At 44.3% G+C, this 16,706-nt stretch carries 16 protein-coding genes; 14 read left to right on the top strand and 2 right to left on the bottom strand.

Annotated features, from left to right (window positions below; translation table 11 throughout):
* Nucleotides 1-96 precede the first annotated feature (96 nt).
* Entirely contained in the window at nt 97-843 is a 747-nt protein-coding gene (locus CSV74_RS13385; protein ID WP_099692054.1) for an ABC transporter ATP-binding protein, read from the top strand.
* Nucleotides 840-1,607: an ABC transporter permease gene (locus tag CSV74_RS13380; RefSeq protein ID WP_099669746.1), complete on the top strand. Its 768-nt coding sequence runs from the start codon at nt 840-842 to the stop codon at nt 1,605-1,607. The genes CSV74_RS13385 and CSV74_RS13380 overlap by 4 nt, the downstream gene beginning before the upstream one ends.
* Here the strand turns inward: CSV74_RS13380 and CSV74_RS13375 are convergent, their stop codons facing one another.
* Nucleotides 1,608-2,795, bottom strand: a complete 1,188-nt coding sequence (locus tag CSV74_RS13375) for a cation:proton antiporter (RefSeq protein ID WP_099692053.1) — start codon at nt 2,793-2,795, stop codon at nt 1,608-1,610. It lies immediately after the preceding gene.
* A 599-nt stretch (nt 2,796-3,394) separates the two neighbouring features.
* Here CSV74_RS13375 and CSV74_RS13370 point away from each other — a divergent pair.
* The 7 genes from CSV74_RS13370 to CSV74_RS13340 all read left to right on the top strand — a co-directional run bounded on the left by CSV74_RS13370 (nt 3,395) and on the right by CSV74_RS13340 (nt 7,910).
* On the top strand, nt 3,395-4,369 hold the full coding sequence (locus tag CSV74_RS13370) for an ABC transporter substrate-binding protein (RefSeq protein ID WP_099692052.1): 975 nt from the start codon (nt 3,395-3,397) through the stop codon (nt 4,367-4,369).
* A gap of 4 nt (nt 4,370-4,373) precedes the next feature.
* Nucleotides 4,374-5,405, top strand: coding sequence for a FecCD family ABC transporter permease (locus tag CSV74_RS13365; RefSeq protein ID WP_233190947.1), 1,032 nt, complete (start codon nt 4,374-4,376; stop codon nt 5,403-5,405).
* Nucleotides 5,392-6,183: an ABC transporter ATP-binding protein gene (locus tag CSV74_RS13360; RefSeq protein ID WP_099692050.1), complete on the top strand. Its 792-nt coding sequence runs from the start codon at nt 5,392-5,394 to the stop codon at nt 6,181-6,183. Before CSV74_RS13365 ends, CSV74_RS13360 begins: the two co-directional genes overlap by 14 nt.
* The gene (locus tag CSV74_RS13355) at nt 6,173-6,592 is read left to right on the top strand and encodes an ankyrin repeat domain-containing protein (RefSeq protein ID WP_099692049.1); all 420 of its coding nucleotides are present in this window, start codon (nt 6,173-6,175) and stop codon (nt 6,590-6,592) included. The genes CSV74_RS13360 and CSV74_RS13355 overlap by 11 nt, the downstream gene beginning before the upstream one ends.
* Nucleotides 6,592-6,930 carry an antibiotic biosynthesis monooxygenase gene (locus CSV74_RS13350; protein WP_233190943.1) on the top strand — a complete coding sequence of 113 codons (339 nt, stop codon included), beginning with the start codon at nt 6,592-6,594 and terminating at the stop codon, nt 6,928-6,930. The genes CSV74_RS13355 and CSV74_RS13350 overlap by 1 nt, the downstream gene beginning before the upstream one ends.
* A gap of 305 nt (nt 6,931-7,235) precedes the next feature.
* Nucleotides 7,236-7,481 carry a hypothetical protein gene (locus CSV74_RS13345; RefSeq protein ID WP_099692048.1) on the top strand — a complete coding sequence of 82 codons (246 nt, stop codon included), beginning with the start codon at nt 7,236-7,238 and terminating at the stop codon, nt 7,479-7,481.
* A gap of 42 nt (nt 7,482-7,523) precedes the next feature.
* Entirely contained in the window at nt 7,524-7,910 is a 387-nt protein-coding gene (locus CSV74_RS13340) for a hypothetical protein (protein WP_099692047.1), read from the top strand.
* Here the strand turns inward: CSV74_RS13340 and CSV74_RS13335 are convergent.
* Nucleotides 7,907-9,259 (bottom strand): YjiH family protein, encoded by a 1,353-nt coding sequence (locus CSV74_RS13335; protein ID WP_099692046.1) that lies wholly within the window; start codon nt 9,257-9,259, stop codon nt 7,907-7,909. The genes CSV74_RS13340 and CSV74_RS13335 overlap by 4 nt on opposite strands.
* 177 nt (nt 9,260-9,436) lie before the next feature.
* Here CSV74_RS13335 and rbsK point away from each other — a divergent pair, with 177 nt between their 5' ends.
* The 5 genes from rbsK (at nt 9,437) to CSV74_RS13310 (ending at nt 16,555) form a co-directional block, all read left to right on the top strand.
* Complete coding sequence (gene rbsK / locus CSV74_RS13330) at nt 9,437-10,327, top strand: ribokinase (protein WP_099692045.1); 891 nt, start codon at nt 9,437-9,439, stop codon at nt 10,325-10,327.
* 152 nt (nt 10,328-10,479) lie between these two features.
* Nucleotides 10,480-11,004 (top strand): DinB family protein, encoded by a 525-nt coding sequence (locus tag CSV74_RS13325; RefSeq protein ID WP_051210430.1) that lies wholly within the window; start codon nt 10,480-10,482, stop codon nt 11,002-11,004.
* 99 nt (nt 11,005-11,103) lie between these two features.
* Nucleotides 11,104-12,726: a M20/M25/M40 family metallo-hydrolase gene (locus tag CSV74_RS13320; RefSeq protein ID WP_099692044.1), complete on the top strand. Its 1,623-nt coding sequence runs from the start codon at nt 11,104-11,106 to the stop codon at nt 12,724-12,726.
* An 806-nt stretch (nt 12,727-13,532) separates the two neighbouring features.
* Nucleotides 13,533-15,413 carry an ABC-F family ATP-binding cassette domain-containing protein gene (locus tag CSV74_RS13315; protein ID WP_099692043.1) on the top strand — a complete coding sequence of 627 codons (1,881 nt, stop codon included), beginning with the start codon at nt 13,533-13,535 and terminating at the stop codon, nt 15,411-15,413.
* Nucleotides 15,414-15,433: 20 nt separating this feature from the next.
* The gene (locus CSV74_RS13310; protein ID WP_099692042.1) at nt 15,434-16,555 is read left to right on the top strand and encodes a virulence factor; all 1,122 of its coding nucleotides are present in this window, start codon (nt 15,434-15,436) and stop codon (nt 16,553-16,555) included.
* Nucleotides 16,556-16,706: the final 151 nt, after the last annotated feature.

Raw genomic sequence — 16,706 nt, 5'->3', positions numbered from 1 at the left:
GAACAAGGTGGTAAAGATGAGAAACTAATCGGCATCATTACTCCATTGGATTTATTGAAAATAGATGAATGAAGAAGTGTGGAAAAGGTGAAATGAATGGATAGTGAACAGAATACAACCTTGTATGAGCCTGCGATTCATTTTCAAAATGTATCGTTTAAAGTGGAGGGCACGAAGATTCTCGATACGATAACCGGATCTTTTCCTACAAATGAGATTACGGTGTTGGTCGGGCCTTCGGGTGCAGGGAAAACAACTTTATTAAAAATGTGTAACGGTCTGCTGAGTCCTACTTGTGGGGATATTACGATGCAGGGGCGGGCAATTCATGAAATGTCGCCGATCGATCTCCGTCGAAAAGTGGGGATGGTGTTACAAAATTCACCAATGATTGCTGGAAGTGTTTATGATAATTTGGCACTGCCATTGCGTTTACAAGGCAAGACGTTGAGTAAAGAAAAAGCGTTGGATATTTTAGATCAGGTCGGTCTTGAAGGAGAGTATCTTGAACGTGACAGCCAGAACTTGTCGGGTGGTCAGCAGCAGAAAGTATCGATTGCCAGAACGTTATTGAATCAGTCGAAGATTTTGTTGATGGATGAAATTACGTCTGCGCTAGATCCATCTTCGTTGAATGAAGTAGAGGATTTGATTCGTAAACTGCATGTTCAGCATGCTATTACGGTCATCTGGATTACGCACAACTTGGAGCAGGCGAAGCGAATGGGGCAGTATGCATGGATTATGGTGGATGGGAAGTTAGTGGATGCCGGCGAAATATCTGTACTTGATCATTCAGATATCCCGTCAGTCCATCGCTTTTTGAAAGGGGACTTTTCATGAGTACGACTGCTTTATTCCTGACACTGATCTTTGTGCTGATCCCGCTAGTCCTGTCCAAAACACTCGGATTGCAGTTGGAGAAAGATACCATTGTCGCGACGATCCGTTCAACTGTGCAATTAGTGGCGGTAGGCTTCGTACTGAAGTTTGTCTTCGATTCGGAAAGTTATGTGTTCATCTTCTTGATGGTCATCTTGATGATTGGAGCAGCCGTGCAAAATGCGCGTAAAAAAGGCCAAGGTATTAAAGGGATCACGTGGAAGTTGATCGTGACGTTTGTATTGCTGGAAGTGTTGACGCAAAGTATCTTACTTGGCTTCAAGATTGTCCCAGCTACTGCACAGTATATTATTTCATTGACCGGTATGGTAATCGGAAATTCGATGGTCCTAGCGATTTTATTCCTCAATCGTTTCGTGTCGGAAGTTGAAGCGCATCGCTCGGAAAGTGAACTGATCTTGTCACTTGGCGGCACACCAAAACAGGCAATACATAAACAATTAATGCGTTCTATTCAAGCAAGTATGATCCCGACCATTGAAAGCCAAAAGACGATTGGACTCGTGCAATTGCCAGGTATGATGAGCGGTCAAATCATTGCAGGGGCGGACCCGTTAGAGGCTGTCCAATTTCAAATCTTAGTCATATTTCTATTATTGACAACGGCTGCATTAACGAGTGTTTGTTTAGGATTACTTTCCTATCCGACTCTGTTCAATGAACGCATGCAAATGATTCAACGACAACAAAAGCACTCGAAGTAATTACTTTTCGAGTGCTTTTGAAAGTGGATAAATACCAATACTTTGCACGATGAGTGACAACAAGACTACGGAGAATCCTAATGAAACGAGCGCATCCGCTGAACTGTCTGCGGCATCGGCCAAGCTTAGCAATAAGAAAATTGACATCGTTCCACGAATGCCTGCCCATGATAGGAGCGAGGCTTTTTTGATGTTTAATAACTTTCGATAACCTGAGAATACTTGCATCGTCCCGGTGATTACGATAAATCGTATGATAATCGAAACGATAAATATTCCGATTGCAAACAAGGCATTATGCAAAGGGAACAAGTAGTCAGCTGACACAATTCCGATAGCTAAAAACAATATCGAAAGCAACGCAGGTTCCGCCACATCCCAAAACCCATCCAACGACTCTCGGTGCATTTCCTCCTCATCAGCACGTCCTAGTTCAGCAGATAACATAATACCCGCGGCAACTGTTGCCAATACACCTGAAAACCCGAATGCTTCGGCTAAATGAAACGCTCCGTACGCAATGATGATACTGAGTAATACTTGATTTTCCCGATGCGTTGAAAGGTGAATCGCTTTACTGACTATCCAACCTGCGACTAATCCTGTAGCCACACCACCGATCGATACGGAAAGAAACTCTCCTACGAATGACCAAAATTCAAACTTTTGCTGCGTCGTGAACATCGTCAACAATACAGTGAATAACACCACACTAGTCCCGTCGTTAATCATAGATTCCCCGTCGACAATATCCGCAACCGAAGGATCATCCAACGACTTTTTTAATATGGATACAACAGAAACAGGGTCAGTCGGCGTCAAAATAGAAGCGACCAATAATGCCCCTACTAATGAAATCTCTATACTCGCTCCCATCCAATATGTAGCGAGTCCTAAGAGGAGAGCGGTCACGAGTAAACCAGCAGTACTAAGCGTTCCGATAACGCTGGCGTGCTTTCGTAATGAGCTAGCCGAGTAGTGGTACGCAGATGTGAATAGCAGACCTGGTAAGAAAATAGTATAGATGATTTCTTTGGATATATTGATGCTATCGAAGTAGGGGATGAATGACAGCCCGAAACCAATCGCAACTAGAAAGACAGGAAGAGGAAAGTTCTTCTGCTTTTTATCGATCGTCATCGCGACGTAGCCTATGGTTAATAAAATGAGGATTTGTGTAGCGCTCATCTCATTCACTCCTTTCTTTGTAGTTTGTGTTATAGCTAGCATTCCCTTGATGGAGGAGGAGGAAACAGGTTTTAGCGGTTACATTCAAGATTTAGGCATGGTGATAGGTGCGTAAAAAGCGGCTTTGGGTTTTGGTTCTTGTACGTGCTTGCCTGTTCGAGTTTGGTCAGATGTTCGTTTTTTTGCTGGCAATGTAAATAGAAATCACGATGTTGCTGATCTTCTTCTAGTTAAAACCACAATCAAATTAAATACCACTCAGTAGCGCAGGCACAACTGCGGGGTAGGCCATGGCTAGGAGACAACTGGCAGCACTACCGCCAGCTGGCTCCTGGCTGGAGGCAATCCCCCACGTGCCTGCGCGGGTCAAAAAAGCAGACACTCACTAACTTCAGTACCCAACAACCAGTCGAGCAACGACCCCCTACAATAAGAGTTTCCTTGTTGGGTAACGTACAAATCCCTTACCAGTTACAATATCCCAACACTAGGACAAAGTATTCATTCTTGTAAATCTATTTGACAATGATTCTCATTATCGACTATGATGTTACTCAATGAGAAACATTCTCATTGTATTCGAGGGGGAATGAAAAGAGATGAAAAGGTTAGCAGGCGTGTTAAGCGTACTGATGTTACTGTTTGTACTCAGTGCGTGCGGTGCAGAGGAAGAAAAAGCGGAAGATAAAACAGACGCATCCGCAGTGAAAGCAGAAGAGATTGAGAAAACAACTGATACAAGCATCGAAGTGACAGACATGACCGGCCAAACATTAACATTCGACGAAACACCAAAATCTGTCGCCACGCTAAGTTCAGGTGATCTCGACATGCTTCTAGCGCTTGGAATAGAAGTAGATGGACGACCGACAGTGCAAGGACCTCCGAATAAAGATTTAGAAGGCATCGCTGAAATTGGGAATCCGCATCAGCCGAATTTTGAGAAGATTGCGGAAGTACATCCTGAAGTCCTGATCGCTGCACCAAGCTTCAAGCAACATGAAGCGAATATGGAGCGCCAAGGAACGAAAACTGTCTACACAGCAGCTAACTCTGTGGAAGACATTCAAAACACGATTAAACTATTCGGTCAGCTGTTTGATAAAGAAAAAGAAGCAAAAACCATACAAAACACTATCACAGAACAAATTGAAAAAAGCACAGCGGACAAAGCAGATGCTGTGAAAACTTTATTAGTATACGGAGCACCGGGTACATACATGGTGGCACTTCCGAATTCATTATCAGGTAATCTACTAGAACTGGCTGGTGGGGAAAATATTGCTAGCGATTTCCCGAATGAAGAAAAATATCCACAGTATGCAAGCTTAAGCGTCGAGAAAATCATCGAACGTAATCCTGAAATGGTGATGTTGATTACACACGGTGAGCCGGAAGCTGTTAAAGCGGCATTTGAAAGCGAAATGTTAAAGAATCCAGCGTGGAAAAACTTAGATGCAGTGAAAGCAGGAAACGTTATCGTCTTACCTTCTCACTTATTCGGTACGAACCCTGGAACAAAAGTAGTGGAAGCACTAGACGTGATGAAAGAAAGTTTAGGACAGGTTAAATAAGGTGATTGCAACAGAAGAACAGACGCAGAAAGAACGTCATCCACTTGCCAGAAAGCGGGTCATCGTCCTCGTAACGAGTGGCAGTTTACTCATCATCGCAGCTGTCTTAAGCCTAATGATTGGCCCAGTTTCGTTCTCTATACAGGAAATTTGGAACGGAATTTTTATAGCCAATGACACGATGGAACGGCGAATTGTATGGGAACTTCGCTTTCCACGTGTACTGGTCGGCATGATTGTTGGGATCAGCCTTGCAGTCGCCGGTGCGATATTACAAGGAGTTATGCGAAACCCATTGGCTGACCCAGGTATTATTGGTGTCTCATCGGGAGCGGGACTCGCGGCGACAGTCATTATGATTATTTATCCAGCCTACATCATGTTCTTACCGCTTGCCGCATTTCTTGGAGCGCTTGCAACTGCCGTTGTCATCTATGCATTGTCATGGAGAGGCGGGGCATCGCCTTTACGAATCATCTTAGTCGGTGTCGCAATTAACGCGGTAATCGGTGCGTGTATGAGTGCATTGATGCTACTATACAGCGACCGTGTGCAAGCGGTGTTACCTTGGCTTGCAGGAGGAATCGCAGGTGTCGGCTGGGTACAGTTTGAAGTGATCATCTATTATGCAATTGCCGCATTCGTGCTAGCCATCTTCTCAGTCAAGCATATCCGTATACTACGTCTTGGCGACGAAGTGGCGAAGTTGCTTGGACACCATGTGGAGCGAAGTCGATTTTTCCTCATCGTGTTGAGTACGCTACTTGCGGGAATGGCTGTCAGTGTTTCCGGTTTGATCGGTTTCGTTGGTCTTGTTGTTCCGCATATTATGCGTTCCATAGTAGGAGGCGATTACCGGTTTTTATTACCGGCTTCCGCGCTCGGTGGAGGATTGCTAGTCGTAGTTGCGGACACGATTGCCCGTACAGTATTTAATCCAATCGAACTGCCAGTCGGAATTTTACTTTCATTCCTTGGCGGGCCATTCTTCTTGTATCTCATTCAAAAACGGAGGGATTCATTTGCTGATAACTGAGGAACTTACCTATCGTCATTCGGATTCATTCGAATTAACGTCCATTGATTTGCATATTAAGCAGGGGGAAATCGTTAGTTTGCTAGGCCCTAATGGTTCAGGCAAGTCGACATTTCTGCGGTTGATTTCTAGACTGATCACACCCGGAAGCGGCGAAGTTCTACTAAACGGCGAACGATTGAAACGAATGAAATCTCAGGAAGTGGCCAGGAATTTAGCCATGCTTCCGCAAATGCAAGATCATCAGCTCGATGTCACGGTAGGCGAGTTGGTAGAATTCGGACGACATCCTCATCGGTCAGGCTACGGCAAGTTAAGTCGTGAAGATCAGGAGATTATTGACTGGGCAATCGGTGTAACGAAGTTAGAGAAGTACAAGAATCGCATGTTGCAGTCATTATCCGGTGGCGAACGTCAGCGTGCGTGGATTGCGATGGCAATTGCCCAACGACCGAAAGTGTTATTGCTAGATGAACCCACTACGTATTTGGACATTTCGCATCAATTGGAAGTCATGGAATTGGTCACACAATTAAATGAAACGTACGGAATGACTATCATCATGGTTCTTCATGATATTAACCAAGCGGCAAGTTACAGCGATCGTCTCATTGTGTTGAAAGACGGCAGTGTGCGTTTTGACGGAATTCCACAATGCGTGCTATGCAAAGAAATGTTCCATTCCATTTTCGAAATCGACGCAGAGATTTTCATGAATAATGGGAAATACTTTTTCACACCAAGTACATTAGAAAAGGGTGAGTGCTATGAGGGCTGATGTAGAAAAGAAGCAACCCATTGATCAAGCGCTGGTACGTGACTACTTGATTGCAGCACATGGGAATTTTGAAGAAGTACAAAAGCTGATTGAACAGGAGCCTGATTTGGTACATGCTGTCATGAACTGGGGTGGTGACGACTGGGAAAGCGGTCTCGGGGCTGCGGCGCATACCGGCAATCGCGATATTGCGGAATATTTATTGGAAAAAGGTGCACGTATGGATATATTCGCAGCTGCTATGCTCGGTGAACTCGAAATCGTGAAAGCGTTGTTGAAATGGTATCCGAGCTGGGATGAACTGAAAGGTCCACACGGCATTCCGTTACTTCGCCATGCAGCAGTGGGTGGGGCACAATCAGCGCCCGTCCTCGAATATTTACAGTCAATTAAATTGGAGGTAGTATGATGCAGAAAATGATCGCAATTAATACGATATATGTTCAAAAAGGGAAAGGCGAGCAAGTAACCGCACGTTTTGCAAAAGCAAAATCTGTTCACACATTTGAAGGCTTCATTCGCATGGAAGTATTGTTGAATGGAGACAACGAAGAACATGACGAAATAAAAGTATGTACGACGTGGGAAGACCGTCAGTTTTTCGATAGCTGGCTACATAGTCGTGAAAATGCAAAAACACATGACGTCAAAGCACCGACTGTATCGAGTCCAATCCTAGGAAATGAATTGAAGACATTCGATGTGAAAGTTCAGCACTTACCGGCAGAGACAGTAGAAACCAAGTAATTCATCACAGCGGCAAGACAAAACTTGTCGCCGGCATTCCGAAGGTGATCTATGCAGTGGAATAGGCCTCCACTGTATAGATGGCTTTCGGTAACCCCGTCAGCATACACGTATATCGCGTAAACACTTGAAAGCAAACTGTACACGTCTATTCATTGGTAATTAGCGTACAAAAGCCCACCATTGCTTTGCCACGCTAATTTCCAAACGCAACCCTCCCTTTACTTGCGGACATTCACGACATTCCAGCAGGGTTGCTTTCAAGCTGTTTCATTTGGCTGCTCTCTTTATTGAGAGCAGTTTTTTTGTGTTGGAATTTGATGAAGGTGGATGGTGTTGTTGGGGGCGAAGTGCTCTATGTTGGGCTTGATGCGCTCTATCGGTTGAGCTCTCCGCTCAATGTTGGGGGTGGAGTGCTCTATCGGTTGTGCTATCCGCTCAATGACGGAGGTGGAGCGCTCTATCAGTCGGGTTATCCGCTCAATGCTGGGGGTGGAGCGCTCTATCGGTTGTGCTCTCCGCTCAATGTTGGGGGTGGAGCGCTCTATTGATCGTGCTATCCGCTCAATGTCGGGGGTGGAGCGCTCAATCGGTTGTGCTATGCGCTCAATGCTGGGCGTGGAGCGCTCAATCGGTTATGCTATGCGCTCAATGTCAGGCGTGAGGCGCTTTATCAATCGAGCTACCCGCTCAATGCTGGTGGAGCGCTCAATCGGTTGTGCTATGCGCTCAATGTCAGGGGTGAAGCGCTCTATCAGTTGTGCTCCCCGCTCAATGCTGGGGGTGGAGTGCTCTATCGGTCGAACTATCCGCTCAAAGTCAGGCGTAGAGCGCTCAATCAATCGTGTGAATCGCTCTATCTCAAGCTTCAAGCGATCAATCAGTCAGGTGAACCGCTCAATCCCAAGCCTTATCCGCTCAATCTCAAACAAAAAAAACCGTCACTTCAAAAAGAAGTAACGGGTTCTCACCCTACTTAAAATAATAAATGCGCAATACCTGCAATGATGGGCAAGGCGATGATCGTACGCAATAAGAAAATGATGAGTAAGTCAAAAATATTCAATGGGATTTTAGTACCTAGGATCAAGCCGCCGACTTCAGACATGTAGATCAGCTGGATTACGGATACTGCCGCAATTGTAAATAGCGTGATAGGCGATGTAATGACGCCTTCTGCTAAAATAACAGGCAAGAACATATCCGCGAATCCAACGACCATTGTCTGTGCAGCTTCGGCAGCTTCAGGAATCTGCAAGAAATTCAGGATGTATTCGAACGGCTTACCTAAAATGCGGAATACGCTCGTATACTCGGCCATCACTAAAGCGACCGTACCGAAAGCCATAACCACTGGTGCCACGCCGAACCACATGTCGAGCACGTTCTGCATACCTGCACGAACCGTCTTCACAACTGAGCGTTGTTTTGAAGCCGTATCAAGTGCGCTAGTGAGACCTAGTTTAAATACGCTTGTCCCGGCAGGCAGTTTTTCATTTTCAGTGGAATATTCCCGATCGTCAATATACGTATTCTTAATAGAACGTAAAGGATAAATTCTTGGCATAATGAGGGCGAGGATCAACCCTGTGAACAGAACCGTCGCATAAAATGGTAGGAAGTAGTTTCCAAGACCAACTTTATCAATGATGACGAGTGTGAATGTAATCGAAACAACAGAGAACGTAGTCGAAATAATCGCCGCTTCACGTTGTGTATAGTGACCCTCTTCATACTGTTTGCTTGTTAGCAAGACACCTATTGTGCCGTCTCCAATCCATGAAGCGAGTGCATCAATGGAAGAACGTCCAGGCAATTTGAATAAAGGTCGCATAATCTTTACCATCAACGTACCGAAGAATTCGAGCAAACCGAAGTTCAGTAATAAAGGAAGCAATAGACCAGCGAAGAAGAAGATACTGAACAGGAAGGAAACGAGTCCATCACCTGCAAGTAGCAATCCGCCTGTATTCTCGCTCCAAATCGCTTCAGGTCCTAATTTATAGACGACCATGATCGCGAAGATTGCCCCTACAATGCGGGTAATCGTCCAAAACGGTGTCACTTTGAATAAGTTTGTAAAGAATGAAGGTCTGTTTGGATCTTTTTTAACGAATAAATAGAGCACGGATCCGAGTGCAGATGCAATGATCAAGTACATCATAAGTTGTGGAATAATCGGTTCCAATGAGCCTGACAATAAATCCGCCAATTTGGCAATCGGTACTTTCCAGCCTGCTGCAAATGGCAGTGGAATCATGAATAATAGCACACCGATTATTGATGGAATTAAAAATACTAACCAAGTGCTAGCTGTATATTTTTTCAAGGTATTTCTCTCCTTGTGTATAATCTAGTTGATGTATATTTATTCATTATACTGTTTAACGAGTCGATGTAAATACTTTAGCACAAAGTGTAACTTTTCAGTCAGCGAGCAGTCTATATTGAAACAGGGCATACAAAAGCATATGATCGATAAAAGGTCGGGAAGCGAGGCGTATGCATGATTACAGTAATTGGCAGTGCGAATATGGATGTCATTGCACAAGCGGACAAGTTTCCGTTACAAGGCGAGACGGTTAGGGGAAAGGACTTTCAGACGGCACCAGGTGGTAAGGGTGCGAATCAAGCTGTAGCATGTGCAAGACTTGGGCAGAAAGTTCAGTTGATCGGCACGACGGGTACGGATTCATTTGGAGAAATGATTGTAGCTAATTTGCAGAATCAACAAGTGAATACTTCATATATCACAAAAGCAGACGGTCCTTCCGGTGTAGCCGTTATTTTATTGACGGAAGGGGACAACCGAATCATTTCCATACCGGGAGCGAACCACGCGTTGACTCCAGAGCGAATTGGGGAATTAAAATCTGTTATTGGGGTTAGTCAACTGGTGATGATGCAACTGGAACTTCCGATAGATACGGTGTGGTCTGTGCTGGAGCTATGTAATGAATTAGAAGTGCCTGTCGTGATGGATCCGGCTCCTTCGAGCAGCTTTCAATTGGAGTATATGCCGTATCTTCACTATTTGACGCCTAATGAAACGGAGTGCGCGCAACTCTTCGGTACTTCAATAGAAGAAACTTTGACCAACTATCCGAATCAACTGCTCGTGACACTAGGAAAAGACGGTGTTTGTTATCATGATCAAGAGCAAGTAATCTACGTGCCGGGTGTGCCTGCAAAGGTTGTAGATACAACAGGAGCGGGAGATACATTTAATGGAGCGCTCGCTAGCCGACTAGTGCAAGGGAGCAATTTACAGTCTGCCATTCAGTTCGCCAATGTGGCGGCTTCATTATCGGTAGGCAAATTCGGTGCGCAAGGCGGTATGCCTACTGCGCAAGAAGTAGTAAATAAAGTAGAACAACTAGCGTATGGAATAGAGTAGAAATCCTTTTATATCAAGGCTGGTTGGCACCCTTCTGTCACCATTGACAAGCTTTACAAAAAATATAACCGTTCCCCCTTTAAATCTCTGAGTAAAAGGCGTATGCTATGGCAATAGAATGGATTACGAGGAAGAAATGGAGGTAGATGTTGATGGTTTTTGGAGAAAACATCAAGGTCCGTAAACGCATCTTGCAGTTGATTGATGGCTTAACAGATGAGGAATTTAACGGAACACCATCACATGGCGGCTGGTCACCCAAACAGATTGTAGAACATTTAGCATTAATGGAATGTCGAGTTGCTACAAACATCGCCCAAGAATTGAAAAATCCTGAGAGTTTGCGTGTATTCAAAAAACCGATCAGTGTATCGGCAAGTCCTTTAGTAAAGGCGTATTTCATGGAATATACACAACCAACAGATATGCATCTTTCTATTCCAGAAGTTAAAGAGAAGTTGCATGCATCTAGAAATTATTTGCTGGATATCTATGAATCTGCCACTATTACAGAACTTCGCTGTAAATCGCTCAAGCATCCGGTTTTTGGCAATGTGCCGTTAATTCAATGGTTCCGTTTCGTAGGATTCCACGAAAAACGTCATCTACGACAGTTGAAACGTGCAGTGGAGCAAGTGAAGTCGGCTCGCGTACAGCTAGTTTCCACGTCTGAATAATAAACAAAGAACTTGTTTGCCTCACTCTGGCATACAAGTTCTTTTCTCATTTTGCTACGAATCAGCTATACTTTACCTAACCGTGAAGGAGGAGATGGAATGAATCGATACCGTTTTGATACCCCTGAAAAGCTGCGTGCATTACTGTGTGAACTAGTAAGTTGGGATAGTCGTACGTTGACGGAAGGAGAGCGTTTCTTTTCCTGGAAGTTGCAAAATAAGTTGAGTGAACTGGAATATTTCACTGAGAATCCTGACAATATTACGCTTCATGATGCGGGACTTGGACGTCAAGTCGTGCATGCTTTGTATGAACATCCGGATGCCATAGATACCATTGTCTTGATCAGTCATTTCGATACTGTGCAGACAGATGAATACGGAGCGCTTGAACCGCTCGCTTTCCATCCGGAAGAATTGACGAAGAAGTTGTTAGAAAACAAAGAGATGTTGCCTGAAGCTGCACGCATTGATTTGGAGTCAGGAAAATACCTATTTGGTCGAGGTACGATGGATATGAAGATGGGTTTGGCTTTACATATTCAGTTGATCGAACGAGCAAGTATAGAGAAGTGGCCTATAAATCTATTATTGTGCACAGTACCGGATGAAGAGGTAAACTCAGCGGGGATGCGTGCTGCTGTAAAGGAACTTGTCCGTCTGCAAGAGCAGGAAGGTCATCGCTTTAAATTATTCCTAAACGGAGAGCCTTCATTTTCACAAGGGCCTTCGGATACGAAAGAATATGTTTATTCCGGGACAATCGGAAAGATTATGCCTTCCGCTTTATTCTATGGGAAAGAAACGCATGTCGGTGAACCTTTAAAAGGAATTACTGCAGATTATATGGCATCATTTTTGACGCGTAAAATGGAGTGGAATCCTCTATTCCGTGAAATACATCAGGACGAATCAACACCTCTTCCGGTCACACTGCACCAAAAAGATTTGAAAATCCAGTACTCTACACAAACACCACAGCGAGCAGCTGCGTTATATAATGTCTTTCTATTCAAGCGGACAGCCGCTGAAATCATGAGTTTATTCGAACAAGTGGCGAATGAGGCGATGGCACAGTGTAATGAACATTATAAAGCAGTATGTGATCGTGAATCAGCAGTGCCGCTAGGAGATATTCGAGTACTGCGTTTTGAAGAGTTATTAAAGTACGCTGAAGAACAGTTAGGGAAAAACGAAGTGAATCGATTGAAACAGGAAGTGCTGTTACAAGAAGAATGGGATGACCGCGAGCAATGCATACGTATTGTCGATACGCTAATGATGGAGTGTCAGGAACTAGGCCCAGCGACCGTGCTATTCTATGCGCCACCTTATTATCCAGCTGTCAACTCGTCTGAAGATCCGCTTGTACAGGAATCGATCGAGTTTTTGCAGGAGCGTGCACAAGTGTTTGATCTAACCATTGAGCAGGTGCATTATTTCAATGGGATTTGCGATTTAAGTTATGTGCACTATAAGGATGAAGAGGATCATTGGAAGGCGTTTGCAGAGAATACACCGGTCTATGGTGCGACGTATTCAATTCCGTTTGAAGATATGCGTAAGCTAACTGCGCCTGTGTTGAATGTGGGTCCGTTTGGTAAGGATGCGCATCAGAAGACGGAGCGGTTGCATATTGATAGTGCGTTCAGGGAGATGCCGGTGTTGTTGGAGCAGTTGGTGAAGAAGCTTGCGGGCATGAATCAGCCGAAGTCTAGATGATGTTTTTTAACGTTTACATGTTAGCGGAATAATTATGCGGCTGCGGGTCTTTGTTACTTTTTGTTGGGTACGTCGCTCGACTGGCGTTTAGGTATTAAAGTTAGTGAGTGTCTGCTTTCTGGACCCGCGCCGGCACGTGGGGGATTGCCTCCAGCCAGGAGCCAGCTGGCGGTGGTGCTGCCAGTTGTCTCCTGGCCACGGCCTACCCCGCAGTTGTGCCTGCGCTACTAAGTGGTAGTTATTTTGGTTGTGGTTCTAAGTAGGATAGAGAATGATAAATTGCGATCAGTACCCAACCTAGAAACGCGGTTGGCGGAAGACTAGGTGGCTACGGGTCTTTGTTACTTTTTGTTGGGACGTTGCTCGACTTGCTGTTGGACATTAAAGTTAGTAAGTGTCTGCTTTCTGGACCCGCGCAGGCACGTGGGGGATTGCCTCCAGCCAGGAGCCAGCTGGCGGTGGTGCTGCCAGTTGTCTCCTGGCCACGGCCTACCCCGCAGTTGTGCCTGCGCTACTGAGTAGTATTTATTTTGGTTGTGGTTCTAATAGGAAGAAGATCAGTAACATCGCTAAAGCCCATTGACCCCACCAGCGCCGTAGTGGAGTCAATGGGCTTTCCAGTTTTATTGCCAGCGAAACAAGAAATTCATGATCCAACAAGCACTTCATCCCTAACTCCGGAAAAACAACTTCCTCAGACCTCTCCAAACTTACCAAGACACCGTACACAAACGTGCATGTTTTCAACTTACCCGAATTTCGGCTATACTAGGACTAGAAGCAATTTAAGAATAGGATGTGCCAGGATGAGTCATTTAGTAGTAGAGAAATTAACCAAAACAGTTGGAGAAAAAACACTTTTCAAAGATGTAGGATTTAATTTGAAAAGTGGAGACAAGATAGGTTTGATCGGGATTAATGGTACTGGGAAATCTACGTTACTCTCCATAATTTCGGGGCAGGGAAGTGCGGATACGTTGACAATGGATCATCCGAATAAGTTCCGTGTGGCATATTTGCCTCAAGAACCGATTGTCAATCCGGACTTAACCGTGATGGAAGCAGTATTCGAAAGTGATGCACCTGTTATTCGTACAAATCTTAATTACGAGCATGCATTGCAACTACTTACCGAAGATTCTTCAAATGAGGAGTATCAGGAGCGTTACTCATTCTATCAAAATGAAATGGATTCAACGGGTGGCTGGGATTTGAATGCATTGGCACGTACTATATTAATGAAGCTAGGTATCGAGACATTCGATAAGAAAATGGGCGAATTATCAGGTGGTCAACTGAAGCGTGTGGCTCTCGCTAAAGTATTAATCGAACCAGCAGATTTATTATTACTGGACGAGCCAACAAACCATCTGGACGTTGCATCGATTCAGTGGTTACAAGACTTCTTGCAAAATGTTCAAGGGGCAGTATTATTCGTTACACACGATCGATACTTCTTGGATCAAGTCGCTACGCATATTTACGAGTTAGCGGATAAAACACTTTATTCGCATACTGGAAATTATGCAGATTATTTGGAGTCAAAAGCACTGCGTGAAGAGATGTCAGCTGCTTCGGATCAGAAAGACCGTAATCGCTACCGTAGTGAATTGAAATGGATTCGCCGCGGTGCTAAAGCACGTTCGACGAAACAGAAAGCGCGAATTGATCGCTTTGATGATCTTCAAGCAAAAGTGAAGCAGACCGATGAGTCATTGGATTTTGAAATGGATTTACAAACGACACGTCTTGGTAAAAAAGTGTTGGAAATCAATAATATTACGAAAAGATTTGACGATAAAGTTATATTGAATGGTTTTTCTGCTATTCTACAAGCGAAAGAACGTATTGCGATTATTGGACCGAATGGTGTAGGGAAGACGACACTTCTTCAAATGCTGGATGGAACGACTATGCCGGACACCGGTGAAGTCGATAAAGGTTCCACTGTAAAGATTGCTCATTTCCATCAACATTTGCCACCAATGAAGGAAAATCAGCGCATTATTGAATATATTCGTGAGACGTCCAATGACATTGAATCAGGAGACGGTGAGCGATTATCTGCGACGCAAATGTTGGAGAGATTCTTATTCCCTTCCTCTGCACACGGAACGCCAATCGGTAAATTATCAGGTGGGGAACGTAAACGTCTCTATCTATTAAAGTTATTAATGGAACAGCCGAACGTTTTGCTGCTAGATGAGCCCACGAATGACTTGGATCTCGAAACACTTTCCGTTTTGGAGTCATTCATTGACACGTTCTCTGGAGTCGTCGTGACGATTTCCCACGACCGTTTCTTCTTGGATCGAATCTCACGTAAGCTATGGATTCTAGATGGGTCAGGTGAAATTGATGTACGTCTTGGCCTGTATTCAGACTACCTTGATGAAAAGAATACAAAAGACGTGAAGCCACAAGCGAAAGTTGCGGTTGTTGCTCCAACTTCAGAAGTTAAAGAACCTAAAAAGAAAATGACATACGCTGAAAAAAGTCAGTGGGAAACGATTGAAACAGATATAGAAGTAATGGAAGAAAAAATAGCAGCGATAGAACAACAAATGACGACTACAGGTTCAGACTATGATCAGCTTCGCCAATTGGATGAAGAGCTAGTAACGCTGAATCAACAATACGAAGAACTGGTCGAGCGCTGGTCTTATTTGCAGGAATTAGCTGATTAATTATATAGGAGGAGATTTTCTTGAAAATCAAATCGATTGAACCAACACCGAGTCCAAATTCTATGAAAATTGTTTTAGATACCCCTTTACCTGATGGAACTAGCCATAACTATAAGAAGAAAGATGAGGCACAAGCACCTGAGCCGATTCGTTCTCTTTTGGCTATACAAGGGATTAAAGGAATCTATCATGTATTAGACTTCATGGCAGTAGAGCGAATCGGAAATGTTGCGTGGGAATCCATTCTTGCCGAAGTGCGTTCTGTCTTAAGTGAAGGCGGCGAATCGCTAGAACAAGCTGAGGAGCAAAAGATAGATGAGCACTACGGGGAAGTCTACGTTCATGTACAAACGTATAAAGAGATTCCGTTACAAGTGAAAGTGTTCAATAGTGATGAGGAGTCTAGGTTTGGATTAAGTGAACGTTTCGTTCAGGCAATGGAAACCGTTCACCATTCTGAAGTAGAAAACTATATTTTACTTCGGAAGTGGGCAGATTACGGAATCCGTTACGGAGAATTGCAGGAAGTAGGCGAGCAAGTTGTACAAGAACTTGAAGCCGCGTATCCTGAAACACGCTTGCATGAGCTTGTGGAAAAAGCGGAAAAGGCAGACGAGGAAACAAAAACTCGTGGGCAGAAAGTAAGTGTGGCCGAATTTGCTGTTCCCGAATGGGAAACGCGCTTCCGCTTACTGGACCAAATGCCGGATCCGGACGTATCGGATTATCCAGTATTAACGATGGCACTTGAAGATGAGAAAATGTCCATCCGTAGATTGGCCACTGTATACCTTGGTATGATCGAAGATGAAACGGTCATTCCGTTTATCGAAAAAGCACTTAAGGACAAAAGCTGGGCAGTTCGTCGTACAGCCGCAGACTGCATGAGTGACCTTGGCTATGTTGGTTTTGAATCTGCTGCTATCCGTCTATTACAAGATAAAAACAAGTTAGTACGTTGGCGTGCAGCCATGTTCCTCTATGAATCCGGAACGGAACAAGCATTACCCGCACTGCACGAAGCCGAAAACGATAACGAATTTGAAGTGAAACTGCAAATCCGGATGGCGATCGCCAGAATTGAAGAAGGCGAAGAGGCAAAAGGTTCCATCTGGCGTCAAATGACAGAAAGAACTAAATAAATGATAAAAGTCTATGGAGATTCTTGTCGAATCTTCATAGACTTTTTTAATAGAATTGTTGACAGAGAATTCAAACGGGGTTATGATGAATGTAGATATTCGGAAAGGTATTCCGATAATCGTGAAAGTATATACATTGTGGGAGTAGAAG

Origin of the sequence: Sporosarcina sp. P19 (assembly GCF_002743165.1) — a bacterium.
Lineage (GTDB): Bacteria > Bacillota > Bacilli > Bacillales_A > Planococcaceae > Sporosarcina > Sporosarcina ureae.
This window is presented reverse-complemented; position numbering and strand designations above follow the sequence as displayed.